Here is a 25867-nt window from a genome sequence, read left to right as displayed (position 1 = left end):
CTGCCTCGGTCAACCGGATGCGCCAGTCTTCGCAAGGGGCCCCCGACCCGCCTCACCTTCCGGGGGTGAGCCCTCCGGGGCGCCACCTGCCGCGTGCGCGACGAGGGTGATCCCGATGGCGTACGCGGCCAGCAGCGCACCGACCACGAACAGTCCGGTCCACGACGAGAGGAGCAGCGCGATCAGGGCCGCCACGGCGACGCCCCCGACCCGCAGCACGTCGGCGTGCCGGGCCACCCACGGCCGCACCCGCGCACCGTCCACCCGGTCGCCGGCCCTGGCCAGGAAGTGGCCCGTGGACCGCGCGCCCTGCGCCGCGTACCGGCGCAGCGCCTTCGGCAGCCGTCCCGGGCCCACCAGATACGCCAGGACGGCGATGGCGACCCCCAGCCACAGCAGCTGGTCGCCCCGTTCGCGCAGGGTCTCGAAGACCGTCCACATCGCGGCGCGCGCGCCGTCGCGGTAGACGCCGTCCGGCACCTGGCCGAGCAGTTGGTCCCTGACCGCCCGCAGCACGGTCGTCAGCACCGTGACGGTCACCACCAGCCACAGCCCGAGCTGCAGGAGGGTGCGCCGGCGCCGGGGCGAGATCCACAGGGCGAGCCCGAGCAGCACCGGCACGGCGATCACCAGGCCCACCACCGCGCGCTTGAACAGCAGGACGCTTTCCTGCAGTTGGCTCAGCTCGCCCCGGTTGTAGATGCGGATCTGTGCGAAGTTCTCGGGCAGCGACACGCCGAGCGCCGCCTCGATGCGCTCGTGCAGACCCGGCGGGATCTCGCCCGAGGAGAGGGGCGGCAGGTCGAGCTTCTTGCCGAACATGGTGGGCAGTTGCTCCTCCAGGGACCGCAGCACGTTGTTGACCACCGGCAGCAGGTTCAGGGTGACCGTGTCGCCGTCCACCCGCACGTTCTCGTTGCGTTTCTCCAGCACCTCGATGATCCGCTCGTGGGCGCGGCGGTTCGTCGCACGCCACACCTCCTGGAATCGATCGTGTGCGATGAGCTTCGAGATGGAGTCCCGCACATAGTCGTGGACCGCACCCGTGACCGGCGCCGCGAGGAAGGAGGCGCGCGGGGGCAGCGCGCCGGACAGCCGTTGCTCGACGTCCAGTTGGTCGAAGATCTCGCGCGCCAGATACGTGGAGACGGCGGCGTTCACGTCGGGGTCCTCGGGCAGCGGGCCCACCGTGGCGATCCAACGGTCTGTGTCGAGCGTGGTCCGCGCCCCCCACACCCCCACGATCGAGGTGACCGCGAGGACGGCGACCAGGGCGATCAGCACGGCCGCGACGACGCGCCGGACGGCCAGCAGACGGCCCCTGCGCCGCCGCTCGGTGCCCGCGCGCGCCCGCAGTTCGCCGACCTCGGCACGCAGGCGCCTCAGTTCGGCCTCGGTCCCGCTGTCCTGGGTGTCACCGTCTGGCGTCTCGTGCTGCGTCATGGGCGTCGCACCTCCGCCTCCCACCGTCATGGCGCCCGCGCCCGCTTCCCTCACCTGCGGCGGGTGACGCGCCGCCCCGGGTGTCGACGCTGTGATGACGGACGTGACGGCGGCAATTCCCCGAGAGGAGACACGATGGCTGGGATCGGACCGGTACAACTCCTGACGGTCGAGTTCGGACCCGACGCCAAGTTCGAGGGCCGGATCATCGAGGAGTTGGCGATTCTCGAGGCGAACGGACAGATCCGCGTCCTCGACATGCTCTTCGTCCGCAAAGAACCCGGCGGCACTCTCTTCTCCCTCGACTTCCAGGCGGAGGGGATGGGCGAGACGGTCGCCGCGCTGCTCGGCATCACGACCGAGGAGGTCCGGGCCGCCGAGGAGGCCTACCCGAGCCTGGCCGGGGGCAACGCCTTCGGCCTGACCCTGGACGAGATCAGGGAGATGGCCGACTCCCTCGACCCGGGGGCCGCGGCGGCCTTCGTCCTGCTGGAACACGTCTGGGCCAAGTACCTGCGCAAGGCCCTGCGCGACGCAGGTGCCGTCCCCGTCGCCGAGGGCTTCCTCACCGATGAGGCACTGTCCCCCGTCCTGACCGAACTCACGGCAATGGCACAGAAGTTGGGCGACCCGGTCACTCCCTCGGTACGGCCGGACCCGACGACCCGCAACCAACGCAGGAGGTCCTGATGGCCGATCTCGTCGTACTCGGATTCGCGGACAAGGAGAAGGCGGAGGCCGTGCTGCGGCTCTCCAAGGAACTGTCCCGCCAGGAGCTGCTCGACCTGGAGGACGCGGCGCTCGCCTGGCGCACCATGGACGGCAAGATCCATGTGAGCCAGACCTTCAGCACCACGGCCACCGGCGCGGTCGGCGGAGCGCTGTGGGGCTCGCTGTTCGGACTGCTCTTCCTGATGCCGGTGTTCGGTGCCGCGGTGGGAGCCGCCACCGGCGCCGTCGCGGGGAAGCTCAGCGACGTCGGCATCAATGACGCCTTCGTCAAGGAGATCGCCGGCACCCTCGAACCCGGCCGTGCCGCCGTCTTCGCCCTCGTCCGCCGCTCCACGCCCGACCGCGTCCGTGACGCGGTACGCCCCTTCAACCCCACCGTGATCCGCACCTCCCTTACCAAGGACCGGGAGGAAGAGCTGATCGAGGCACTGCAGCCGAAGTGACCCGAGCGGCCCGGCACTCCGGACCGGGCGCTCCGGCAGGCGCCGTCTACCCCGGGAACTTCACCCGGGTGAGATGGCGCCTGCCGTGCGTTCACGCCTCCTTATGCGCCCCATACTTGCCGCAAGCCGCACCACTTTGCTCCGAGAGCGAGGTGCCGTCCATGGTCGAGTGCTCGCCCCCTTCGCATGACACGGGCCCGGCTCCGGCATCCGTTGTCACAGCGCCCGCGGTGCCGTCCTGGCTCGTCCCTCGGCCCCGGCTGACCGACCGCCTCGCGCGCGGCGTCCTCGGACCGCTGACCGTGATCGTGGGCCCCGTCGGCGCCGGCAAGACGGCCCTGGCCCTGGAGTGGGCGCACACCCGGCGGCTGCCCGGCCCGCTCGCCTGGGTCACCTGCGACGGCCGGTCCGAGCAGTCCTGCGTCTTCTGGCCGCGGGTGATCAACACGCTGCGCGCGGCCGGGGTGGACCTGCCCGAACCGCACGGCGAACAGGCGGAACCGCTGCTCGTGGCGGCGCTCGCCGCCGGTCTGCACAGGTGCGGCGAGCAGGTCGTCCTGGTCCTCGACGACTTCCAGCCCGCTCCCGGCTCCCCGATCGCGGAAGGCGTCAGCAGCCTCCTGCGGCATCTGCCGGGAGTGCTGCACCTGATCGTGCTGGCCCGCAGGGACCCGCCCCTGCATCTGCACCGCGGACGGCTGACCAGCGAGGTCACCGAGCTGCGCACCTCTGACCTGGCCTTCGACGACCAGGAGACGGCGGCGCTCCTGGCGCAGCACGGGATCGACGTACCGAAGCAGACGGTCAGCGCGCTGCGACGGCGTACGGACGGCTGGGCGGCGGGGCTGCGGCTTGCCGCGATGTCCATGGAGAAGCAGAGCGATCCCGAGAAGTTCGTGGCGCACTTCGCCGGTGACGACGAGGCCATCGCCAGTTATCTCGTCGAGGAGGTCCTCGATCTGCAGCCCGCGGGGATGCGCAGGCTGCTGCTCACGACGAGCGTCCTCGACCGGGTGAACGTCGAGCTGGCGGTCGAGCTCTCGGGTGAGGACGCCGGGCGGCACTTCGCCTCCCTCGTCCGGGAGAACTCGTTCCTGCAGCCCGTGGGCCAGGGCTGGTATCGCTGCCATCAGATGTTCGCCGACGTACTGCGGATGTGCCTGCGCCACGAGAAGCCCGGCCTGGTCGCCCCGTTGCACCGCCGCGCGGCGGCCTGGCTCGGCGAGCACGGTCTACTGGCCGACGCGGTGCGGCACCTGCTCGCCGCGGGCGACTGGGACCAGACGGGCCGGCTGATCGTGGACCGGCTGGCGATCGGCCAGGTACTCGGCCTCACCAAGCTGCGGCTGCCGGGCGAGCTGACCGGACGGCCGCCCGAACCACCGTCGGCAGGGGACCCCGAGCCCGCGCTGCTCGCCGCGGCGGTCGCCCGCGCGCGCGACGACGACCCACTGTGCCGCCGGTACCTCGACCTGTCCGACGGGCTGCTGGCCGATCTGCCGGCGGACGAGGAGCGCACGGCCCGGTGCCGCCTGGCCCATGCCCTGATCCGGATGGAACAGCTGCGCTCGCCCAACCCTCCGGAGGCGCGTGCGGCGGCGGCCGACGCACAGTCCGCCCTCGCGCGTCTGCCGCACACGGCCCTGGCCCGCCACCCGGAGATCATCGCGCTCACCTTGACGATCCGCGGCGGCGGCGAGCTGCGGGCGGGCAGCCTCAAGGCGGCGGAGGCCTCCCTCACCGGAGCGCTCAAGGCCGCGGGAGCCGCCGGGAACGGCGCGCTGCGCCGCGACTGCCTGGTCGAACTCGCGCTCCTCGAAGCCCTCCGCGGCCGGTTCCGCGCCGCCGACGAACTCGCCGCCCAGGCCACCCAGCCGTCCATGCCGACCTGGGCCGTGGCCGAGCGCGCGCAGGCGTCCCTGCATCTGGTGCGCGCCTGGGTCGAGCTCGCGCGTGCCGAGCCAGGCCGGGCCAAGCTCGAACTCCGCGCCGCCCGTGCCGTGCTGCGGGCACGGCCCGACGCCTTCCTCTCCGATGTCGGCGCCCTGGTGACCGCGCTTGCCACGGCCGCCGAGCAGAACGGTGCGGCCTCCACGTCCATCGGTGAGGTGGTGGCCGCCTCCCGGCTGCCCCGGCCCGTACTGCGGTCCCTGGCACCGGCGTGCGCGCCGCTGCTCGACTCCGCACGCCACAAGGCCGCCGCCACGCCGGCGCGCTCGGCCACCCACCCGGCCCTCACCCTCACGGCCACCACGCCGACGGTCACCGAGCATCTCAGCGCCCGGGAGCGTGACGTCCTGAACCGGCTGGCGCAGATGATGACCACCGAGGAGATCGCCGAGGAGCTGTACCTCTCGGTGAACACGGTGAAGACCCACCTCAAGAGCGTCTACCGCAAGCTCTCGGTGACCCGTCGCTCCGCAGCGGTCCGGCGCGCCCGCGAGCTCCAACTCCTCTGATGTGTACATGCGTTGACGTACTTGCGCGACCGGCAGGCGTCTACAGGAGCCCCAGCGTGCGGGCACTTCGCACGGCCTCGGCCCGGGAGCACACGCCCAGCTTGCGGTACACGGAGCGGACGTGACTCTTGACCGTGTTCACCGAGACGTACAAGCCGTCGGCAATCTGCCGTAGCGGCACCTCCTGCTGAAGTCGGCTCAGGACCACCAGCTCACGCTGCGTCAATCGCTCCGTGGGCCTGGGCCGCCCGCCGGGCCGCTCCGGCGGCGCGGGGACCAGCGCGAGCACCGCGGCCGCCTCGCTCACCAGCGCGCCCGCGCTGCGGACATCGCCCACGTCCCCGGCGATCCGCACCAAGGTGCCCGCGACCCACACCAGGCAGGTCGTCATGGCCGTGTCGGTTGCCCGCTCCTCCCGGCTGAGTAGGCCCAAACGCCCGTGCAGGGCGCAGACTTCACCCACCGTTCTCGACGAACCACTTCCCGGCTCCGTGCACAGTGCCGCGGACATGCCCCTCACCTCCCCATGTGCAGGGCATATTTGCCATCCCTACACCGTGGGTCCGCCGCTACGGCTGCGGAAGAGGCTGTTCGAATCTATTTGCCTGGAACCCGTTCTAGACGCCCGCCTCCGGCAATCGGCGCACCTCGATGAGTTCGAGGCCGAGCGCCTGGATGCGGTCGAGGATCCCGTACAGCGCGGCCTGGTCGAGTCCCGCGCCCATCAGCACCGTTTCGGCCGGGCGCAGCACCACCGTCATCTCTCCGAAGGCCGAACGGAAGGCCTCGCCGATCCGGCCCCGCACGCGGATCTCGAAATCGGCGCCGCCAGGTGGTGTCCCTGCCGGTTCGGGCCCCGAGCCTTGCTGTGCCCCGCCCATGGCGACACCTCCTGTGCGACGGCTCTGCCATCGGCTGACCTTCTCGCGCCGGCACGGCCCGCGGCATCACCTTGTGCGGGTGACGGTGCCGCGATGAGGGGCCCCGGGGTCATCCCTTGCGGGTGAACCGGCCCGGTGGTGCCGGGCGGGATGCTCCGGATCCACCCAGGAGGAGGTTCGACATGACTGAGCAGATGTCACCGGGCCAGTCGCGTTCCAACCCGCCCGAACCACAGCCCCGTGTCAATCCGGTCGCCGTCGGCGGTGTCGTCTTCGCGGTGTGTTTGCTGGGCATCGTCGGCGCGTTCCACGCGATCGCGGGACTCACCGCGATCCTCGACGACAACTTCTACCAGTCGCAGAACGACTACCCCTTCGACTTCGACGTCAACGTCCGCGGCTGGATCCAGATGCTCATCGGCGCCCTGGTCCTCGCGGCGGCGTTCAGCATCTTCTCCGGCAAGACCTGGGCCCGCGCGGTCGGCATCGGCGTCGCGTCGCTCAGCGCCCTGCAGAACTTCTTCTTCACGCCGTACTACCCGGTGTGGTCCGCCATCATCATCGCCATGGACGTCCTGGTGATCTGGTCGCTGGCCACCTACGGGCACCGGCAGGCGCACAAGGTCTACGGGGCGCCTATGTAGCGGAGGTCAGCCCGAGCCGGAGAAGCAGACGCCAGTCGAGGCGCGGGCGCTCCCGGTACAGCCCCGGCCGCAGCCGGGGCACGACCACCCGCAGGACCCCCGGCCGCACCTCGCAGTGCACGGGGGTCGGCAGACGCACCGCCTCGCCGTCGATGCCGACCGGGATCTCCTCCTGGTCGGCGTCGACGGCCACGGCGGTGGCCGTCACCCACGTCAGCCCGGCGGCCGACCCGCCGCGCAGCAGCCCGGCGGCCTGCGCGCCGCTGGTGACCCGGATGCCGACGCAGCCGAGGACCCCGCCGTCGAGGCGCGTCCGGCGGCCGAGCCCGGCGATGTCGTTCGCGCCGTACGGGTTGTTGCTCACCAGCAGGGCCTGCGGGTCCGTGAAGTCGTGCTCCCCGGCTCGCGCCGAGAGCCGCGCGCCCTTGTGCCCCACGAGGAGGTCGGGCAGCAGTTGGAGGGTGGTGCGTGTCTTGTCGTCCCGGTAGGCGGGACTCTGCACCACCTCGGCATAGGCGCCGAACGACACGTTGTTGACGAAGGGCCGCCCGCCGGCCCGGCCGAGGTCCACCCGCAGCTCCACCCCGTCGCTCAACGCGTCCAGGGCCGTCGACGGATCGTCGCGGTCCAGGCCCAGGTCGAGGGCGAAGTGATTGCGGGTGCCCGCCGGGATCACCAGGAACGGCAGGTCGAGGGCGGCGGCGACGTCGGCGACCAGCGCCTGGGTGCCGTCCCCGCCGGCGACGCCGAGCAGATCGGCGCCCTCGGCCGCGCACTTGCGGGCGAGGGCCGCCACATCGATCTCGCCGCCGCCCTCCAGCAGCACGACCTCGGCGCCTGCCGCGGCCGCCCGCTCGCGCAGCGCGAACCGGTCCACCTTGCCGCCCCCGGAACGCGGATTCATGATCAGGACCGGATGGCGGAACGCGGTGGCCGGGCGCTCCGGCATCGGATCCGGGGCCTTGCGCCGGGCGAGGGCCGCACGGCCCGCGCCGGCCGCGAGGATCCACAACCCGGCGGACAGCAGGACCACCCAGGTGAGCCGGGCCTGGGTGTACTGCACCAGCACCCAGACCGGAGCGGTGATCGCAAGCAGCACCGCGAGGATCCGTGGCAGGCCCCGCCTGCTGAGGATCCACCAGACCGCGGCGGCCGTGATCGCCAGGCCCGCGAGCCCCACGCCCAGCAGGGCGAAGGTCTTGACACCCGCGAACACTCCGAGCACCAGCACCGCGGCAGCGGCGGATGCCAGGGACGCACGGGCCAGCCATCGCTGTCCTCGCATCGTCGGTTCCATGCCTCTCAGTCTGCGGCCCCGGAGCCCGTCGGGCCTCACCCCTGGAAGGCGACCTCACACCGGTGGGGTGACGCCGGACCGCCCGGCCGCCCCCAGAGTCCTCAGCGCCTGGAGGGAGCGCGCCATGACCGAGACCACGCATCTTCACCTCACCCCGCGGGAACGGGCGGCCCTGGGACGGGCCCGCCGGACCCGCGCCCGGCGGTCCGACCACGCCGGGTTCACCCCCGCGCCGGACCGCCCCGACCCGGTCGACGTGATCGAGCGGCAGTCGGCGAGCAGGCTCCCGGAGCTCGTGCCGATCCGCTACGGCCGCATGCTCGAGTCGCCGTTCCGCTTCTTCCGCGGAGCCGCCGCCATCATGGCCACCGACCTGGCCCACACACCGGACAGCGGGTTGCGGGCCCAACTGTGCGGAGACGCCCACATGTTGAACTTCCGGCTGCTCGCCTCACCGGAGCGGCATCTGATGTTCGACGTCAACGACTTCGACGAGACGCTGCCCGGACCGTGGGAGTGGGACGTCAAACGCCTGGTGGTCAGCCTCGTGATCGCGGGGCGCGACAACGGCTTCAAGCACGCGGAGCGGGCCCGGGTGGTGCGCGCGACCGTCCGCTCGTACCGGGAGTCGATCAGGGAGTTCGCCCGGATGCGGACGCTCGACGTGTGGTACTCGCGGATCGACGCGGCGGATCTGCACACCCTGATGTCCGCCAAGCTCGACGCGCGAACGCGGCGACGGGTGTCCAAGACGTTCAGCAAGGCCCGCACCCGCGACCATCTCCAGGCCCTGGAGAAACTGGCCCGGATGGTCGACGGCCAGTTGCGGCTCGCACCCGACCCGCCGCTGATCACCCCCCTCGACGACCTCATGCCGGGGGTCGAGCGCAAGCAACTGGAGCACCAGCTGCGGGAACTGGTCGACCGGTACGCGCTGACGCTGCCCGCCGACCGGCGGGCGCTCCTGGCGCAGTACCGGGTGGTCGACATGGCCCGGAAGGTGGTCGGGGTGGGCAGCGTCGGGACCCGCTGCTGGATCATCCTGCTGCTGGGCCGCGACGACACCGACCCGCTCCTGCTGCAGGCGAAGGAGGCCCAGCCGTCGGTGCTTGCGGAGTTCGCGGGCGCGAGCAGCCACGTCAATCAGGGGGAGCGGGTCGTCGCCGGTCAGCGTCTGATGCAGGCGACCAGCGACATGTTTCTGGGCTGGGAGCGGGTCGAGGGGCTCGACGGCCGTGAACGCGACTTCTATCTGCGGCAGTTGCGGGACTGGAAGGCCATACCGCAGGCAGAGCTGATGACTCCCGACGTCATGCGGCTGTTCGGCCGGATGTGCGGGGCGACCCTCGCCCGCGCGCACGCGCGCTCCGGCGACCGGATCGCCGTCGCCGCCTACCTGGGCGACTCCGACACCTTCGACCAGGCCCTGGCCCGGTTCGCGGAGACGTACGCCGACCAGAACGAGCGCGACCACCGGGCGCTGGCCGCGGCGGTGCGCAAGGGACGGGTGGCCGCCGTGTCAGCGTGAGGCGCCGTTCGCCGGGCCCAGCCGTCGTCGTACCCAGTCCTCCTGGGCGAGTGTCCGTCCGATCGCGATGCCGAAGACGACGACGGTGAAGTAGAGGATCAGCCAGGAGAGCACGGTGAAGACCGAGCCGAGCGCTCCGTAGCGCCCCTCGCTCATCCGTAGCGCGCGCGGCAGCCACAGCCCTGACAGGGCGTAGAACGAGACGGCACCGGCGCCCGTGAGGAGCGCCCCCGGCAACAGGGGCAGCCAGGGAACGCGGCCGGCGAGGAGCAGGTGCTGGGTCCACCACCACATCAGGACCGATGCCACCAGTTGCAGCGGCACGCCCAGGGCGGGGCCCGCTCCGAAGGCCCGGTACAACAGGCCCTGCACGATCAGCATCGCGACCCATACGAGGAGCCACGCCGCCCAGCGCCAGGCCACCAGCCGCACACCGGCGCGTGGCAGGTCCCAGGAGCGTTCACAGGTGCGCTGCAGGGCCCGGGTGAAGGCGGTCGCCGACAGCAGCGCCACCAGCACGCTTGCCGCGCCCCAGCTGTGCGTCGCGGTGTCCCCGCCCCCCAGCACCCCCTCGGCCTGCGCCACCACGGGCCCGCCGGATCCCACCATGGAGCGCAGCGAGCGCAGCAGTTCGCGCCGGACGGCCTCCGGGCTGAAGGAGGCCACCGCGATGAGCATGGGCAGCGCGGCCAGGAACGCCTGCGCCGCCAGCCGTGTCGACATGTCGAGGATGGTGACGTGTACGAGCTGCTTGATCACGCGCCCCGTCAGCGGCCGTGCCGCACCGGCGATCGGCATGACGGTGTCCTCTCGTCGCGGGAACTGTCCTGCCGGGCACCCTCCGATCCGGCGGCCCGCGGCACGTCGCCCACTCCGGGTGAGGTGGGCCGGTGATCAGGGCGCCGGAGCGTCCAGCGTCACCGGCCCGTAGCGCGCGCTGGGCGCCTGTGTCGTGAGGGCCCAGTAGCGGTCGCCGTAGGACCAGTGCCACCACTCCGTGGGGTAGTTGACCAGGCCCGCGGTGGCGAGGGCAGCGGTGAGGGTGCGGCGGTTGCGGCGGGCCGCCGGGGAGATCAGGGCGCTGTCCATGTAGCAGGCGCCGTCGCTCTCCTCGGGGCTGGCGTTCACCGGGGTGCCGAGGTCGAGTTCGGTGCCGGAGGCGGTGCGCAGGGTGAGGTCGACGGCGGCGCCCGCGACATGCGGACCCACGTCGGGCGGCGAGAGGGAGCGGCTCGTCTGCTGCTGGAGGTGGGCGTCCGACCAGTCGGGGTTGGCCTTCCGCAGCTCGGCGGCGTACTCCTCGAAGTACTGGATCTGCAGGGCCAACGGCCGGTATCCCTCGGTGACCAGGAGGCGCAGCCCCTCGGGCAGCAGCCGGGCGGCGCGGGCCAGCCTCCAGGCGACGCCCTCGCGCAGTTGGGCGTAGGCCCCGTCCTGGTCGGCGAGGCGGTCGTCCACGTCCACGAAGGGCAGGTGGCGCAGGTCCACGAGAGCTTCGCCGCAGTCGTGGACCGGTATGCCGACGACCCTGGGGTCGTTCATGAGGATGATCGACGACATGTCTGCCCCTTCGTGGCGACTGCGGCGGGCACAGCTCCGGGGACGGGCTGCCGCCCGGCCCCGAAGTCCCCTCCGTGCCCTGGCAGGGGCGCCACGCGACGAGCGGCCCACACGACCGACGGTGTCGGTGGTGTGGGCCGTACGAGGCATCAGTGGCCTTCCCCCGTGCATCCCCCGATGAATTCCGCTGAGTCCCCCGTTGTTTCCTGCGATCCCCCGTTGCCGTCGGCGTGTTCACCCGCCGACAACCACAGCGTGACGCAGGCCGCTGCAAATTCTCTGCAAGTCCGGGACAAGCGGATTGCAGGACCGTCGTTTCGGGCGGCTCAGAGCCCCGGCTCGTTCCGCTCGCGCGCCTCGTACGCGGTGAAGACCTCCTGCGCCTCGGCACGCAGCGCTCCTGCTGCCGCCCGGTCCCCCGCGGCCTCGCGCGCCGCCGCGAGATCACGCAGGGTGCGGGCGCGGGGAAGCGGAAGCCCCAGGTCGTTCCAGAGGGCGGCGGCCGCGGTGAGGTGCTGCTCGGCGGCCTCCAGGCGCCCCGCGGCGAGCTCGCACTCGCCGAGGGTGCGCAGGCCGAGGGCCTCGCCGAAGCGGTCGCGCTGGCCGCGGCAGATCTCGAGTACGTCGCGGATCTCGGCGCCCGCTTCGGCCGAATGCCCCAGCCTGATACGCGCCTTGGCCCGCGCCTGCATGGCGTACGCGAGCATGAGCGGGTCCCCCAGGGTGCTCAGCAGGTCCACTGCGCGCCCCGACAGCTCCTCCGCCGCCGCGTACTCGCCCAGGGCGCGGTGCACCAGGCCGAGCGAGCGCAGGGTGAGGGATTCGCCGCGGCGGCTGCCGAGCCTGCGGTAGGCCCGCAGCGATTCGTCGAGGAAGGAGCGGGAGGCCGCGAAGTCGCCGAGTTCGAGCTGGACCGATCCGGCGTACCGGCAGGACAGGCCCAGGCCCGGGTCGTCGTGGAGCTCACGGAACCCGTCGACCGCGCGCACGAGCGTCTCCTGCGCCGCACGCAGCCTCCCCGCCTCGCGCAGGGCGCTGCCGAGCCCGGCGAAGGCGGCGGCCTGCCCGCGCACGTCACCGAGTTCGGCGCAGAGGCCGGCCGCCTGCTTGAAGTAGCCCTGGGACTCGGGGAACCGGTCCTGCTCGTACCGGAGTTGGCCGAGGCCGATGAGCAGCAGCGCCTCACCCGCCCTGTCCTCGGCGCGGCGGGCCGCGGCCAGTGCCGCGTCATGCGTGCGCCACCACGCCTCGAAACGGTTGCCGACGGTGTACGCGGAGGAGCACAGCGCCGCCGCGGCCTCGCAGGAGAGGGTGTGCAGGTCGAGGGCGGCCGCGCGCTCGACGGCGGCCGCTATCGCGTCGGCCTCGGCCTCGAACCAGGCGGCCGGGTCGGCCAGAGCGCGCTGGGTGGCCTCGGGTCCGACGGGCCGCACGAGCCGGCGCAGGGAACGGGCGGAGCCGTTCGGACTGGTGGAGTCCAGCAGGCCGCGGTGCAGTTCGACGGCGCCCGATGGCGTGGCGGACGCGGCGAGGCCGGTGAGCCAGAGCCAGGCGCCAAGGGCGCGGCCCACGGCGGCGGCCCGTTCGGCGGGCGAATCCTCGGCGTCGGCCCGCTCGGCGGCGTACACGCGCACCAGGTCGTGGGGCCGGTAGCGCGGCTGACCGGCGCGGTCGACGCCGGTGCAGTGCAGGAGCTGTGCGTCGATGAGCTGCTCCACGACACGGTCCGCCTCGGCCTCCGGCACGTCGAGCAGGGCGGTCACCACCCACGCGGCGACATCCGGGGCGGCGAGCAGGCCGAGGCGGCGCAGCGCGGTGCGGGCGGGGGCGTCCAGGGCCCGGTAGCTCAGGCCGAGGCCGGCCCGGACCTCCAGGTCACCGACGGCGAGTTCGTCCAGGCGGTGGTGTTCGTCGGCGAGCCGGTCGGCGAGCATGCGCGCGGTCCAGTGGCGGCGGGTGGCCAGGCGGGCGCCCGCGATGCGGAGGGCGAGCGGGAGCCCGCCGCACAGCTCGACGATGCGCCGGACGGCATCCGGCTCGTCCCTGACGTGCCGCTCCCCCGCGACACGGCCGAGCAGCTCGGTTCCCGGCTGCGTGTCCAGCACGTCCAGATCGGTGCGGTGCGTGCAGGGCAGGGCGCCGAGGCGGGCCCGCGCGGTGATGAGCACCCCGCAGGTGGCGCTGCCGGGCAGCAGCGGGCGCACCTGGGACTCGCTGGCCGCGTCGTCGAGCACGAGCAGTACGCGGCGTCCGGAGACCAGGCTGCGGAAGAGGTCGCGGCGCTCGGCGTCCCCGTCGGGCGGGTCGGCCCCCAGGGCGTAGAGGAGCCGGCCGAGGACTTCGCCGGGGGCCACCGGGTCGGTGGCGCCCCGCAGTTCGGCGTACAGCTGCCCGTCCGGGTACGCGTCGGCGACCTGATGCGCGGCCCGCACTCCCAGGGTCGACTTGCCGACGCCGCCGGGTCCGGAAAGCACGACGACCGGCATGGCCTCGCGGGGCCCGGACAGCGCGGCCCGCACCTCGGCCAGTTGCGCGTCCCGGCCGGTGAAGTCACCGATGCTGGGCGGCAGGAGGGCCGCCACGGGCACGGCGACGGCCTCCCGAAGACCGGGGGCGGGCGCGGGGGTGGCCGGCTCGGCGGGCAGCAGCTCCGCGTCGGCCCGCAGGATCGCCTCGTGCATCCGTCTGAGGTCGGGGCCGGGGTCGATGCCGAGCTCCCGGGCCAGGACGTCGCGGCCCTCGGCGTAGACCGCGAGGGCGTCGGCCTGACGCCCCAACCGGTAGAGGGCGAGCATCAGTTGGCCGCGCGGACGCTCCCGGGTGGGGTGCCTGGAGACCAGTGCGGTGAGTTCGGCCACCAGGTCCGTCTCGCGGCCCGACTGGGCCAACTGCGCGGCGATCCGCTCCTCCAGGGCCGCTTGCCGCGCCTCGTCCAGCTGGTCGGCCATGGCCCGCAGCGTCTCGCCGATCCCGCCGAGTGCGGGGCCGCGCCACAGCGCCAGGGCGTCCCCCAGCAGCCGTGCGGCGGTGCCGTGATCCCCTTCGGCGGCCGCCTGTCTGCCCTGTACGGCGAGGCGCTCGAAGGCGACGCGGTCGACGAGGGTGGCGTCCGCGTGTATCAGATAGCCGGGCGGCCGGGTCTCGATGGCATCGGCGGACAGCGCGCGGCGCAGCGCGGAGACATACGACTGGATCAGGGAACGTGCCGTGTCCGGCGGCCTCTCGCCCCAGATGGCGTCGATCAGCGCGTCGACGGACACCACGCGCCCCGGCTCCAGGAGCAGCGCCGCGAGGAGGGCTCGCGGCTTGGGTCCGCCGAGACTGAGGCGGCGGCCCGCACGCCACGCCTCGACAGGGCCCAGCAAGCGGTAGTCGGTGTCCGTGTCCAAGCCCGTCTCCATGGGTCCTTGCCCCGCGCCGCCCCCACCGTCCCGCCCCCGATCGGCTGGTCATACTACGTCTGCCCGCAATCAACTCGCGTGCACACCAAGGGAATCAGGCCATCCGTCGGCGGGGCGCCGCGCAGGCCTGTGCACAGGCGGTCTCAGTCGGGCGCGGAAGGACCCTTGCGGGGAGGAGAACCCTCACCCGCGTCCTGCTCCGGGGCGTCCGCGACGGGCGCCATCGGCATGCCGCCGCCACCCTGGAGGCGCTCCAGGTCGGTGGGGCGCACCTGGATGACCAGCAGGGCGATCAACGCGGCGACGACGGCGAAGACGGCCGCGGCGATGAAGGAGCTGGAGATGCCCGAGGCAAGGACCTGGTCGCCCCAGCGCCCCGGCAGCTCCCCCGTCCTGCGGAACTGAAGCTGCTCGGCCCGGGTCGCCTCGGCCAGGAAGCGGGGGACCTGGTCCGTGGCTTCGTTGCGGCTTGCCGTGCCGAAGACCGTGACCAGGACGGAGAGGCCGAGTGAACCGCCCACCTGCTGAGTGGCGTTGAGGATCCCGGAGGCCGCTCCGGCGTCCCGCGCCTCCACGCCCGAGACCGCCATCAGCGTCAGCGACACGAACTGCATGCCCATGCCGAAGCCGAAGACGAGGACGGGGCCGAGCAGGCTGCCCACGTACGTGCTGTCGACGTCGGTCAGCGTCAGCCAGCCGAGCCCCGCGGCGGCGAGCACGGCGCCCACCACCATGAAGGGTTTGGGCCCCCACTTGGGCAGCAGCTGCGAGGCGAGCCCCGCGCCGACCGCGATGATCGCGCTCACCGGCAGAAAGGCCAGGCCGGCGCGGAGCGGGCTGAAGTCCAGGATGTTCTGCACGAAGAGCGTCAGGAAGAAGAACATGCCGAACATGGCCGCGGCCAGGCACAGCATCATGCCGTAGACACCGGCGCGGTTGCGGTCGCGGAACATCCACAAGGGCGTGATGGGCTGCCGCGAGCGGCGCTCGACGGCGAGGAACAGGCCGAGCAGGACGACGGCCGCGGCGAAGGCCGCGATGGTCACGCTGTCGCTCCAGCCGTCCTCGGAGGCGCGGATGAAGCCGTAGACGAGCAGCACCATGCCCACCGTGGAGGTGAGGGCGCCGAGGATGTCGAAGTGCCCCGGGCGCCGCTCGGACTCGCGGATGTAGCGGGGGGTGGCGAAGGCGATGAGCAGGCCGATGGGGATGTTCACGAACAGCACCCAGCGCCAGTCGAGCCACTCCACGAGCAGGCCGCCCGCGAGCAGTCCGATGGCGCTGCCGCCCGCGGAGACGGCCGCGAACACGCCGAACGCGCGGTTGCGCTCGGGGCCTTCGCGGAACGTGGTGGTGATCAGCGAGAGGGCGGTCGGTGAGGCGATGGCGCCGCCGACGCCTTGCAGCGAGCGCGCCGCGAGCAACTGCCAGGATTCCTGGGAAAGTCCGCCGAGCAGGGAGGCGAAGACGAAGAGCAGGACGCCGAACATGAAGACCCTGCGGCGCCCGAGGATGTCACCGAGGCGGCCGCCGAGAAGCAGCAGACCGCCGAACGTCAGCGTGTAGGCGTTGATCACCCAGGACAGGGTCTCGGTGGAGAAGCCGAGCGAGGTCTGGATGTGCGGGAGCGCGATGTTCACGATGGTGATGTCGAGGACCACCATCAGCTGGCACGAGGCGATGACGAGGAGTGCGATACCGCTGCCGCTGCCCCGCTTCGGGGAGGCGGCAGGCTCCGGGGGTGTCGTACGCGAGCCTGTCATGGCAGTGCCGTTGGATCCGTCGGGCGGTGAACGGCGGCGTTCACTGCTCTCAGGCTAATCCCGGCCCTCGGGCCCCGCCAATCGCGGAAAGCGCCGACCGGAGTGTGACCCACGGCACTCCGGCCGGCCGATGACTTGATCGCGTCCCTTCCGTCTAACTGGCAACAACACTCCGCGAGACGGGACGGCGTCACCATGACCGAAGCCACCAAGGGCCCTGCCAGCTACTTCCCCTCGATCGAGAAGAAGTACGGGCGCCCGATCGCGGAGTGGAAGGACCTCATCCGTTCCTCGGCGCTGACCAAGCACATGGACCTCGTCGGCTGGCTCAAGACCGAGCACGGTCTGGGGCACGGACACGCCAACGCCCTGGTCGCGCACACGCTGGCCGAGGACCGCGCGAAGTGATCCGCCCTACCGGCTCAGCACGGCGCTGCCCTTTCCGTTGCGGCGCCGGGCGAGCCGGTGGAAGGCCTTGGGGGCGCTCTGCCGGGCGGGCAGGGCGCCCGCGACCGCGTCGGCCAGGAGCGTGGTGACGGTCTCGGCTGCGCAGGTGCGGTTGGCGCCGATGCCACCGCTGGGCCCCCGCTTGATCCAGCCCACGACGTAGGTGCCGGGCCGGCCTGTCACCCGGCCACCCTCGTGCGGGACGGTCCCGGTGGCCTCGTCGAAGGGCAGTCCGGCGACCGGCACTCCGCGGTAGCCGATCGCGCGCAGGACCATGCCCGCCTCGATCGTCCGCTCCCCCGACGCCTCGGCGACGCGCACGCCCTGGACGGTGTCCTCGCCGAGCATCTCCAGCGGGGCCGAGTGGAAGCGCAGCACGATGCGCCGGCCGGGGGCCGGTGCCTGCGCCCAGTCGACGGGCTCGCGCGTGACGCCGCGCAGAAGGGCTGCCCTGCCCTTCGGGTCGCTCGCCCGGTCCGCCTCGTCGATAGCCGCGGCGATCCGGGGGTCGTGGTCGTCCACGACCAGATCCAGGCCGGGCACGTGCTTGAGGGCCAGCAGTTCGGACTTGGTGTAGGCGGCGTCCTCGGGGCCCCGCCGACCGAGCAGGACCACTTCGCGCACCTTCGCGGAGCGCAGCGCCGCGAGCGCGTGCTCGGCGATGTCGGTGCGGGCGAGGCTGTCGGGGTCGGCGAGCAGGATGCGGGCGACGTCGAGGGCCACATTGCCGTTGCCGACGACCACCACGCGCTCGGCGGACAGGTCGATCGCGTCCGGCGTCGCGTCCGGGTGGCCGTTGTACCAGGCGACGAAGGCCCTCGCGGAGATGCTGCCGGGCAGGTCCTCGCCCGGCACGGACAGCGTGCGGTCGGCCGAGGCGCCCACGGCGTAGATGACCGCGTCGTGATGGGCGGCCAGTTCCTGCGCGGTGACGTCGGCGCCCACGTCGAGACCCAGATGCATCCGCACCCTGGGATGGGTGTGGAACCGCGTGAAGGTGTCGCCGACCTTCCTGGTGGCCGGATGGTCCGGCGCGACGCCGAAGCGCACGAGGCCGCCGGTCACCGGCAGCCGGTCGATCAGGGTCACTTCGGCGCTGGTGTGCAGGAGCAGGTCCTGGACCGCGTACATGCCGGCCGGTCCGGTGCCGACGACGGCGACCTTGAGCGGTGCGAAGTCCGACGGCAGGACCCGCGGGAAGGACGGCTCGTCCCAGGCGTGGAAGTTCGGCCCGTCCGGGGCCGGTTCGGGCGCCCGGTCCGCGAAGTACGCCGCGTTGATCGCCTCGTACTCCCGCTGGGAGGCGGGCAGGCTGTCCACCGGGAAGATCGCCTCGACCGGGCAGGCGTCGGCGCAGGCGCCGCAGCCTATGCAGGTGGCCGGGTCGATGTGCAGCATCTCCGTGCTGCCGAACGCCCTTTCCTGCGGGGTCGGATGGATGCAGTTGACCGGGCAGACGGCGACGCAGGTGGCGTCGTTGCAGCAGGTCTGGGTGATGGCGTAGGAGGTCATGTCGTCGGCTCGACTCGCTCGGGTCCGGTGAGGCTGGCTCAGATGAGGTGGGCGCGCTTGTAGAAGGCGAGGGCCGGCTTGGTGAGCAGCCGGGATGAGGCCAGGAACTCCATCAGGCCCGAACAGCTGGACCGCATCATGGACTTGTGGTGTTCGTTGGCCTTCGCCTCGGCGCGTGCACGCTTCTCGTCGAGCCCGGCGTTCTCGTACACCTTGGGGTTCACCATGCTGGTGACGATGTAGTACGAGGCGATGGCGACGACGAAGGCGTTGATCTGGCGGCGCAGCGGGCCCGCCCCGGAGAGCCGCTTGGTCGTCTGGTCGCGGGCGAACTTCATGTGCCGTGATTCCTCGACGACATGGATGTTGTTGATCGTGCGGACGAACGGCACGACACGCTCGTCGCGCATCCAGTCGCGCTGCATGACGTCGAGCACCTCTTCGGCCACGAGGATCGCGGCATAGGCCGCCTCGCCGAAGGCCACCGTCTTGAACGCGCGGCCGAGCTCCATCGCGAACCGCTTGGGGCGGTAGGCGGGCGCACCCAGCTTCCGGGCGCCGCGGGCGAACATGATCGAGTGCCGGCACTCCTCGGCTATCTCGGTGAGCGCCCACTGCACTTCGTCGCTGGCCGGGTCCTTCATGTAGACGTCGCGCAGCACCATTTGCTGGAGGATCATCTCGAACCAGATGCCCGTGCTGGCCACCGACGCGGCTTCCTGCCGCGTCAGCTCCTTGCGCTGCGCCTCGGTCATCTCCTGCCAGTAGGCCGTGCCGTACAGGGAGCACCATTCCGGGCTCGCGCCGTGGAAGTCGCGGTCGAGGGGGGTCTCCCAGTCCACTTCGGTGGCCGGGTCGTAGGCCAGCTCGGCGGCCGAGTCGAGCAACCGCCGGGCCACGTCGTCTTCTTCGGGGTGATCCTGCGCTGCCGGCCGAACAGTGCTGCTTGCCATGCTGCGGCTCCTTGACTCTGATGCGTACGTTCTCTTGTTCGCTCAGGCAACGGACCGGGGCGCCGTCCCGCAACGCGCCGCGGCCCGCTTGTTAGACAGACCGTATAACAAGGAAAGCGGCGAGCCTACCCCTGAGTAAGAAGTGAATTCGCGCAAGTTCTTGCAGCAACAAACCCGGGCACATCGGGGGTTGTTGAAATATCTTGCAGAAAGCATTGACGCGTACATGAGCGAAAGGCAGGCTCCCCTTCGGAATCCCCCCACGAAGGAGCCGCAGCATGCAGTACCGTTCCCGCCTGCTTGGCGCGACGTCGGCCGGGGTCCTGGCCGCGGCCGGTCTCGCGACGTTCGCGCCCTGGCAGTCGCAGGCGACACCGCCCGGCGAGAAGACCGTCACCGCCACCATGTTCGAGCGGAAGTTCGCGGACGTGGGCAAGGCCTGCACCGAGCAGCTCGGCCCGTCGGGCTACGGCTACGTCCAGGTGTCGCCCGCCTCCGAACACATACAGGGCGACCAGTGGTGGACCTCGTACCAGCCCGTCAGTTACAAGATCGCGGGGCGTCTCGGTGACCGCGCCGCCTTCAAGAGCATGGTGGACGCCTGTCACCAGGCGGGCGTCAAGGTCATCGCGGACGCCGTCATCAACCACATGGCGGCCGGCTCGGGCACGGGCACCGGCGGCACCGCGTACGGCAAGTACGAGTACCCCGGCTCCTTCCGGGACGCGGACTTCCACACCTGCCGCACGAGCATCAACGACTACACCAGCCGTGACAACGTCCAGAACTGCGAGCTGGTGGGCCTTGCCGACCTCGACACCGGCAGCGACGCGGTCCGCACCACCATCGCCGCCTACCTGGACGACCTGCGGTCCCTCGGCGTGGACGGCTTCCGCATCGACGCCGCCAAGCACATGTCCGCCGATGACGTGGCCGCCGTCAAGGGCAAGATGAGCGATCCCGGGTTCTGGGTGTCGGAGGTCATCCACGGCGGCGGCGAGGCAGTCCAGCCCGACGAGTACACCGACGTCGGGGACGTCGACGAGTTCCGCTACGGCGGGCACCTCAAGAGCGCCTTCCAGGGCGGCGACATAGCGCAGCTGAAAACGGTCGCGGACGGCAAACTGGGCAGCGGATCGGCCCGTACGTTCGTCGACAACTGGGACACCGAGCGCAACGGCTCGACGCTCACGTACAAGGACGGCGCGACCTACACCCTGGCCAACGTCTTCATGCTCGCGTCCCCCTACGGCTCACCGAACGTGTACTCCGGCTACGAGTGGTCCGAGAAGGACGCGGGCCCGCCCAGCGGCGCGGACGGCTGGACGGACACCCACACCCGGCAGGCGGTCACCGGCCTCGTCGGATTCCGCAACGAGGTGGGTGACGCCGAGCTGACCGACTGGTGGGACAACGGCGGCAGCGCCCTCGCCTTCGGCCGCGGCGCCAAGGGGTTCGTGGCCCTCAACAACGGCGACGGCGAGCTGACCCAGACCTTCACGACGTCCCTGCCCGGCGGCACCTACTGCAATGTCGCCAAGGCACCGGCGGACAACTGCGAGGGCGACACGGTCACCGTCGGGGACGACGGAAAGATCGGGACCACCCTGCCCGCCCGCAGCGCCCTCGCCCTGCACACCGGGGCGAAGGCGGGCTGACCCTAGGCCAGGCGGAACACCGGGTGACGTGGCGACTCGGCGGCGAACTCCTCGTCCGTCGAGTCGCCCGTCACGTCGAAGTAGGGGCGGGTGACGGGCACTTCGCGCCAGTACTGGCGCAGCACGGGGACGCTCTCCTCGGGGCCGAGCTCGATCACGCGCACGGTCTGCGACGTGCCGCCCCTGCTGAGCTCGATCTCCCCGGCCGCGCGGGCGTTGCGCACCCAGTTGCTCACCCCGTAGGCGCCGACGACCCAGCGTTCGCCCCCGGCCGACATCACGTCGACCGGCGTGGAGAACAGGCGGCCCGACTTCCTGCCGCGCACGGTCAGGATGTACCGGTAGCTCTTGCCCATCCCGCGCCGGGTCATCGCCCCGAACACGCCGTTGATCAGACGCGTCCCGAATCCGACGCGATACGTCTTCGCCATCAGCCTTCTTCCTGTCGGCCGACCCGCGATCACCGCGCGGCCAGCAACTGAACCGCTCCTTGCCGGGCCTGGCGCGCCGGTTCGGGTGAGCCGGATATGGCGGCCGCGGTCATGGCCCCCTCCGCGAGCAGGACCAACGGGCCGACAGTCTGCCCCGGTTCGCCCGCGGCGGCCACCAGTCCCGCCATGTAGGCGTGGAAGGCGCGCTTGTGCGCCCGGACGGTGTCGGCCACCGCCGGGTCGACGGCGCCGAGTTCACCGAAGGAATTGATGAACGCGCAGCCCCGGAAGTCCGGCTCACCGAACCACTCGTAGAGCCAGTCGTAGACCGCGAGGACGCGCTCCGCGCCCGCGGGCCGGGCGTCGGCGTACTCGGCCAGACGCGCCCTCCAGCGGCGGTCGCGTCGTTCGAGCCAGGCGCGGACCAGCTCCGACTTCGACGGGAAGACCTGGTAGAGGCGCTTGAGCGACACGCCCGACGCCGTGCGCACCTGATCCATGCCCACGGCCTGGACTCCTCGCTCGTAGAAGAGCGCGTCGGCGGCGTCGAGCAGCCTGACTTCCGCTTCGGCGCGGTCCATGAGGACTCCCGGGAGGGTGAGAACGTACGTTCTCGCAGGCTACTACGAGGCCGCACGCCGTCGCACCATTGCGCGAGAACGCACGTTCTCCTATCGTGGGCGACCGCGACGGAGAACGACCGTTCTCGCCGTCCTCTCCCCCTCGACCCGAGGAGCCAGCCATGAGCACCCGTCCCCCCGTCCCGCCGTTCACCCGGGAGACCGCGATGGAGAAGGTCCGCCTCGCCGAGGACGGCTGGAACTCCCGCGATCCCCAGAAGGTGGCCCCCGCCTACAGCGAGGACTCCCGCTGGCGCAACCGCGCGGAGTTCGTCACGGGGCGCGACGCCATCACCGCCTTCCTCTCCCGCAAGTGGGACCGGGAGCTCGACTACCGCCTCATCAAGGAACTGTGGGCGCACGACGGGCACCGCATCGCGGTGCGCTTCGCCTACGAATGGCATGACGACTCCGGCCACTGGTTCCGCTCGTACGGCAACGAGAACTGGGAGTTCGACGACGACGGCCTGATGCGGTCCCGGCACGCGTCCATCAACGACCTGCCCATCGAGGAGTCCGACCGCAGGTACCACTGGCCGCTCGGCCGCCGCCCCGACGACCACCCCGGCCTCAGCGACCTCGGCCTCTGAGCGCGGTCCAGCGGCTCAGGAGCAATGGCAGCAGTACGCACTGCGCGGCCACCGCGACCCAGAACAGACCGGCGCCGCCGCCGCGTTCGGCCAGCTGGTAGCCCGCGCCTCCCATGATCCCGCTGGCGAAGGCCCCGATCCCGGCCGCGAGCCGCTGGTGGCCGAACACGACCGCCGGCGCACGCGGCGACCGGTCGAGGGCCTCGAGATCGTTCTTGAGGAACAGGACGATCTCACCGAGGCAGACGAGCAGGGCTCCGGCCAAGATCGCGGCGTGGTTGCCGACGGCGAGCGTGGCCATCCCCCCGGCCATCGCGCCGAACCCGAGCCACAGGGCCCGAGCGTAGGGCAGGCGTGCGATCCGGTCCGAGAGGAGGGGCTGCGCGACCACGAGCAGCAGGGCGTAGAGGGCGAGGACCAGTCCGTAGTACGTGGCCGAGGTGCGGGGCACCGCGTACAGAGCGAGGTAGTGCTGGAAGAACATGAACACGTACAGGCTCAGCACGGTGGTCGTGAAGGGCAGCACGGCGAGACCGGCGAAGACCTTCTCCCGGCGTGGCGGCGTCTGTTCCTGTCCGGTCCCGGCAGTGGGCGCGCGGTCGGGGCTCTCGACCGGCAGCAGGACATGGCCCGCGGTGATCACCGCGAACAGCGCGGTCACCGCGGTGAAGAGCCCGGCAGAGGCGCTGAGGACGAAGGGCGCCGCGGCCAGCGGCCCCAGGGCGATGCCCGCGTTCAGGGCCGAGCCGCTCGCGGACAGCAACAAGGGGCGCTGCTCGGCGTCGACCTGGTGGATCAAGTAGGCCTTGTTGGCGGGCAGGTAGAGGGCGGCGCCGACCGACACCAGGAACAGGGCGAAGACGGCGGCTGCCGGGTGGCGCAGGCCGGGAAGGAAGCAGGCGAAGCCCGCCGTACGGATTGCCAGGGCGAGCAGCATCGTGTGCCGCAGCCCGATGCGCTCGGCGACCGCGCCGCCCACCACTCCGCCCGAGAACTGCACCAGCGAGGCGACGGCAAGGACGACGCCGACCGTGCCGAGCCCCATGCCGAGCCGCTCGTGCAGCAGCACCGACATGAAGGGCAGGACGGCGAAGCTGCCCAGCGGGATCAGGAACGACCCCGCGAGCAGGAAGCGCTGCGGCCCGGTGAGCCGCGCGATGCCCGAGCGCAGGCGCCCGCGCGGCTTGCCCAGGACCGTCACTCGTGGGCGTCGGCGGCGACGAGCGGCCGTATGCTCCCGGCCGCGCTCAGCGCGCGGTGCAGGGCGAGTTCGGCCGTCGCGCCCTCGGCCAGGACGATCCCGGTGCAGCCGCGCTGATCACTCACGTGTTCCAGGCGGTCGCCGGGGGCCGCGGTGGGATACCACTCGGGCGAGCCGGGGAAGGCGGTCAGGCCGTCCAGGCCGGTCCATCCGGTGAGGGTGCCGGGCCGGTCGGGGTAGACGAGGACGAATCCCGTGGCGGGGCCGGCGGCCGCGGGTGCGTCGAGCAGGGCGGGACGCAGGCCGAGCGCGACGGCGACCATCGCGTCGTACACATTGGTGCGCAGGGCGCGGCACAGCGCCTCGCCGACGAGCGCGCCGCCGATGCGGCGGTTGATCTCGACGAGCTCAGGGCCTTCGGTGGTGAGGACGAACTCGACGTGCGCGAAACCCTCGTCATGGCCCGCGGCCGCGAGGACGCGCCCCACCCAGTCCTGGATCAGGTCGAAGTCCTGCGCGGGCAAGGCGACGGGGAAGGAGGCGGCCTCCTCCCGGACGGACGGCTCGGCGGACATCTGGCGGCTGAGCACACCCAGGAGCTTCGTCTCGCCCGCCCAGCCGAGCGTCTCCGCGCTGTAGAGGGGCCCGGCGAAGAAGGGTTCCGCGAACAGCCGCCCGGAGAAGGCGCGCCGGGAGGCCTCACGGAGCGCCGCGTGCAACTGGCGCTCGTCGCGGGCCAGCCAGACGTTGCGGGACGAGGTGCCCGCCGAGTCCTTGAGGACCGTCGGCAGGCCGATCTGCCGGAGCACCTCGTCGGCCGCCGCGGGCTCGGCGGGAATCGAGAGGGCGGGGCCGCGGCTCAGGTTCTGTTCGTGCAGGAGGTTGCGCACCCGGGACTTGTCCCGCAGGACGCGGACCGCTGCCGGGTCGGGGCCGGGCAGGCCCAGTTGGGCGGCGAGGTCCGCGCCGGGCACGCTCCAGGTGTCGGTCGAGTTGATGAGTCCTTTCAGGTCCGGTACGGCGGCAAGGGCCTCGGCGCACGCGGCCGCGTCACGGGTGTCCACGTCGACGACGTCGAGCGCTCCCGGTTCCAGGCGCTCCAGTTCGTGCCGGTAGACGCCCCGGTCGCCCGTGAGCAGGCAGAGCCGGTGCCCGGCGGCGTCGGCCGCCTCCACAAGGCGTCCGAGGCCGAAGGTGAGTGCTTCCAGGGCGGCGATCGTCACGATGCCTGTCCCTCCTTCTCGTGCTGTTCGTGCGTCTCGTGCTCGGTGCGCGTGCGTACGTCGTAGCTCCGCCGGTTCCACTCCATCGACGACCACGGCAGTGCGAGGTCGGCAAGGTCCGTGATCTGGTGCGGCTTGAGGGTGCGCGGGTCGAGCGCCTCCTGGTGCCGGGAGAAGACCCGCTCGGTGTAGCGGTGTCCGGTGTCGGCGCCGATCACCAGATGCGTCCGGTCCGGGTTGCGGGCCGCCTCCCAGGCCGTGACGAGGTGCGCCGCCCCGGTGGAGAGACCGGCGAACACCGCGTGGGCCCGCAGCAGATCGACGGCTCCCGCCATGGCGTGCCGGAAGTCGACCCAGTGGAGGGCGTCGTACAGGTCGTGGCGGACGTTGTCGAAGGGGATCGAGCTGCCGATCCCGGCGATGATCGCCTCGGGGTCGTGGAAGTCCTCGCTCCCGAACGTGACGCTGCCGAACGGCTGAATCCCCAACAGCCTTACCTCGCGGCCGCGTTGACGCAGGGGCTGGACGAGCCCGCCGGTCGACGCCCCGGTGCCGACGGCGCCGACCACGGTCAGCGGGGTGTCGGGCAGCGCGGCCTCGACCAGGTCCGCGAACTCCTCGTAACCCGCGTAGTGGACGCCGTCGTGATACTGGCGCATCCAGTGCACGTCGCTTCGGCCGGCGAGCAGTTGGCGCACGCGATGCACGCGTCGTTCCTGGTCGAGCCGCAGGCTGTCGGAGGGCGGCATCTGGTCCACCGTGGCGCCGAGGATCTCCAACTGGGCCCGCATCGCCGCGTCGACGGTGGTGGAGGCCACGATGTGACAGCCGAGGCCGTAGCGGTGGCAGGCCATGGCGAGGGCAAGGGCGTAGATGCCGCTGGAGCTGTCGACGAGGGTCTGGCCGGGCCGCACGGTCCCGCGCTCCAGGAGGGTGCGGACCGCGCCGAGGGCCGCGTACACCTTCATCGTCTCGAAGCGCGCGAGGACGACGTTGTCGGTGAGCCGCAGCAGGTCGGGGGTCTTCATCGCGTCGGTGATGTGTTCGTGCACGGTGGCGGTGGCCGCTGGGGGCGCGGCCG

23 protein-coding genes are annotated in these 25867 nt (G+C 71.9%); 8 read left to right on the top strand and 15 right to left on the bottom strand.

Annotated features, from left to right (window positions below; genetic code table 11):
* Positions 1–9: 9 nt before the first annotated feature.
* Complete coding sequence (locus AB0M70_RS10215) at positions 10–1443, bottom strand: hypothetical protein (RefSeq protein WP_365818389.1); 1434 nt, start codon at positions 1441–1443, stop codon at positions 10–12.
* 135 nt (positions 1444–1578) lie between these two features.
* Here AB0M70_RS10215 and AB0M70_RS10210 point away from each other — a divergent pair, with 135 nt between their 5' ends.
* The 3 genes from AB0M70_RS10210 (at position 1579) to AB0M70_RS10200 (ending at position 5077) form a co-directional block, all read left to right on the top strand.
* Entirely contained in the window at positions 1579–2133 is a 555-nt protein-coding gene (locus tag AB0M70_RS10210; RefSeq protein WP_363205867.1) for a DUF1269 domain-containing protein, read from the top strand.
* Complete coding sequence (locus AB0M70_RS10205; RefSeq protein ID WP_365818387.1) at positions 2133–2618, top strand: DUF1269 domain-containing protein; 486 nt, start codon at positions 2133–2135, stop codon at positions 2616–2618. Before AB0M70_RS10210 ends, AB0M70_RS10205 begins: the two co-directional genes overlap by 1 nt.
* A gap of 230 nt (positions 2619–2848) precedes the next feature.
* Positions 2849–5077 carry a LuxR C-terminal-related transcriptional regulator gene (locus tag AB0M70_RS10200; RefSeq protein ID WP_365818385.1) on the top strand — a complete coding sequence of 743 codons (2229 nt, stop codon included), beginning with the start codon at positions 2849–2851 and terminating at the stop codon, positions 5075–5077.
* Positions 5078–5117: 40 nt separating this feature from the next.
* Here AB0M70_RS10200 and AB0M70_RS10195 read toward each other — a convergent pair whose 3' ends face one another.
* Positions 5118–5468, bottom strand: coding sequence for a LuxR C-terminal-related transcriptional regulator (locus AB0M70_RS10195; protein WP_365818383.1), 351 nt, complete (start codon positions 5466–5468; stop codon positions 5118–5120).
* 226 nt (positions 5469–5694) lie between these two features.
* Positions 5695–5958: a hypothetical protein gene (locus AB0M70_RS10190; protein ID WP_363205870.1), complete on the bottom strand. Its 264-nt coding sequence runs from the start codon at positions 5956–5958 to the stop codon at positions 5695–5697.
* A 182-nt stretch (positions 5959–6140) separates the two neighbouring features.
* On the opposite strand from AB0M70_RS10190, the gene AB0M70_RS10185 reads away from it, so the two are divergent.
* Positions 6141–6602, top strand: a complete 462-nt coding sequence (locus AB0M70_RS10185; RefSeq protein WP_365818381.1) for a hypothetical protein — start codon at positions 6141–6143, stop codon at positions 6600–6602.
* Here AB0M70_RS10185 and AB0M70_RS10180 read toward each other — a convergent pair.
* Complete coding sequence (locus AB0M70_RS10180) at positions 6595–7899, bottom strand: diacylglycerol kinase family protein (RefSeq protein WP_365818379.1); 1305 nt, start codon at positions 7897–7899, stop codon at positions 6595–6597. The genes AB0M70_RS10185 and AB0M70_RS10180 overlap by 8 nt on opposite strands.
* A 124-nt stretch (positions 7900–8023) precedes the next feature.
* Here AB0M70_RS10180 and AB0M70_RS10175 point away from each other — a divergent pair, with 124 nt between their 5' ends.
* The gene (locus AB0M70_RS10175) at positions 8024–9427 is read left to right on the top strand and encodes a DUF2252 domain-containing protein (RefSeq protein ID WP_365818377.1); all 1404 of its coding nucleotides are present in this window, start codon (positions 8024–8026) and stop codon (positions 9425–9427) included.
* Here AB0M70_RS10175 and AB0M70_RS10170 read toward each other — a convergent pair.
* The 4 genes from AB0M70_RS10170 to AB0M70_RS10155 all read right to left on the bottom strand — a co-directional run bounded on the left by AB0M70_RS10170 (position 9419) and on the right by AB0M70_RS10155 (position 16151).
* Positions 9419–10225 (bottom strand): YhjD/YihY/BrkB family envelope integrity protein, encoded by an 807-nt coding sequence (locus AB0M70_RS10170; RefSeq protein WP_365818375.1) that lies wholly within the window; start codon positions 10223–10225, stop codon positions 9419–9421. The genes AB0M70_RS10175 and AB0M70_RS10170 overlap by 9 nt on opposite strands.
* Before the next feature lie 96 nt (positions 10226–10321).
* Positions 10322–10987 (bottom strand): M15 family metallopeptidase, encoded by a 666-nt coding sequence (locus AB0M70_RS10165; protein WP_365818373.1) that lies wholly within the window; start codon positions 10985–10987, stop codon positions 10322–10324.
* Positions 10988–11313: 326 nt separating this feature from the next.
* Positions 11314–14376 (bottom strand): BTAD domain-containing putative transcriptional regulator, encoded by a 3063-nt coding sequence (locus tag AB0M70_RS10160; protein WP_365818371.1) that lies wholly within the window; start codon positions 14374–14376, stop codon positions 11314–11316.
* A gap of 155 nt (positions 14377–14531) precedes the next feature.
* Positions 14532–16151: an MFS transporter gene (locus tag AB0M70_RS10155; RefSeq protein WP_365818369.1), complete on the bottom strand. Its 1620-nt coding sequence runs from the start codon at positions 16149–16151 to the stop codon at positions 14532–14534.
* A 195-nt stretch (positions 16152–16346) separates the two neighbouring features.
* Here AB0M70_RS10155 and AB0M70_RS10150 point away from each other — a divergent pair, with 195 nt between their 5' ends.
* Positions 16347–16559: a DUF4287 domain-containing protein gene (locus AB0M70_RS10150; RefSeq protein ID WP_365818367.1), complete on the top strand. Its 213-nt coding sequence runs from the start codon at positions 16347–16349 to the stop codon at positions 16557–16559.
* 6 nt (positions 16560–16565) lie between these two features.
* Here AB0M70_RS10150 and AB0M70_RS10145 read toward each other — a convergent pair whose 3' ends face one another.
* Positions 16566–18110, bottom strand: coding sequence for an FAD-dependent oxidoreductase (locus AB0M70_RS10145; RefSeq protein WP_365818365.1), 1545 nt, complete (start codon positions 18108–18110; stop codon positions 16566–16568).
* A gap of 38 nt (positions 18111–18148) precedes the next feature.
* The gene (locus AB0M70_RS10140) at positions 18149–19063 is read right to left on the bottom strand and encodes a diiron oxygenase (RefSeq protein ID WP_365818363.1); all 915 of its coding nucleotides are present in this window, start codon (positions 19061–19063) and stop codon (positions 18149–18151) included.
* Between the two features lie 278 nt (positions 19064–19341).
* Between AB0M70_RS10140 and AB0M70_RS10135 the strand changes: the two genes are divergently transcribed.
* Positions 19342–20721: an alpha-amylase family protein gene (locus AB0M70_RS10135; protein WP_365818362.1), complete on the top strand. Its 1380-nt coding sequence runs from the start codon at positions 19342–19344 to the stop codon at positions 20719–20721.
* Positions 20722–20723: 2 nt separating this feature from the next.
* Here AB0M70_RS10135 and AB0M70_RS10130 read toward each other — a convergent pair whose 3' ends face one another.
* Together AB0M70_RS10130 and AB0M70_RS10125 are read right to left on the bottom strand one after the other, a co-directional pair.
* On the bottom strand, positions 20724–21152 hold the full coding sequence (locus tag AB0M70_RS10130) for a nitroreductase/quinone reductase family protein (RefSeq protein ID WP_365818360.1): 429 nt from the start codon (positions 21150–21152) through the stop codon (positions 20724–20726).
* Between the two features lie 29 nt (positions 21153–21181).
* The gene (locus AB0M70_RS10125) at positions 21182–21733 is read right to left on the bottom strand and encodes a TetR/AcrR family transcriptional regulator (RefSeq protein ID WP_365818358.1); all 552 of its coding nucleotides are present in this window, start codon (positions 21731–21733) and stop codon (positions 21182–21184) included.
* Positions 21734–21894: 161 nt separating this feature from the next.
* Between AB0M70_RS10125 and AB0M70_RS10120 the strand changes: the two genes are divergently transcribed.
* A complete protein-coding gene (locus tag AB0M70_RS10120) occupies positions 21895–22362 on the top strand; it encodes a nuclear transport factor 2 family protein (protein ID WP_365818356.1) in 468 nt (155 codons plus the stop codon).
* Here AB0M70_RS10120 and AB0M70_RS10115 read toward each other — a convergent pair.
* From AB0M70_RS10115 to AB0M70_RS10105, 3 genes are read right to left on the bottom strand one after another with little or no spacing between them, the layout of a single operon-like run.
* Complete coding sequence (locus AB0M70_RS10115) at positions 22343–23563, bottom strand: MFS transporter (protein ID WP_365818354.1); 1221 nt, start codon at positions 23561–23563, stop codon at positions 22343–22345. The genes AB0M70_RS10120 and AB0M70_RS10115 overlap by 20 nt on opposite strands.
* Positions 23560–24786, bottom strand: a complete 1227-nt coding sequence (locus tag AB0M70_RS10110; protein ID WP_365818352.1) for an ATP-grasp domain-containing protein — start codon at positions 24784–24786, stop codon at positions 23560–23562. The genes AB0M70_RS10115 and AB0M70_RS10110 overlap by 4 nt, the downstream gene beginning before the upstream one ends.
* Positions 24783–25814 (bottom strand): pyridoxal-phosphate dependent enzyme, encoded by a 1032-nt coding sequence (locus tag AB0M70_RS10105; protein WP_365818783.1) that lies wholly within the window; start codon positions 25812–25814, stop codon positions 24783–24785. Before AB0M70_RS10105 ends, AB0M70_RS10110 begins: the two co-directional genes overlap by 4 nt.
* Between the last annotated feature and the right edge of the window lie 53 nt (positions 25815–25867).

The sequence above is a fragment of the Streptomyces sp. NPDC051214 genome, assembly GCF_040682375.1.
GTDB lineage: Bacteria > Actinomycetota > Actinomycetes > Streptomycetales > Streptomycetaceae > Streptomyces.
Note: the sequence above shows the minus strand (reverse complement) of the source record. Positions and strands in the feature narration are given on the sequence as shown.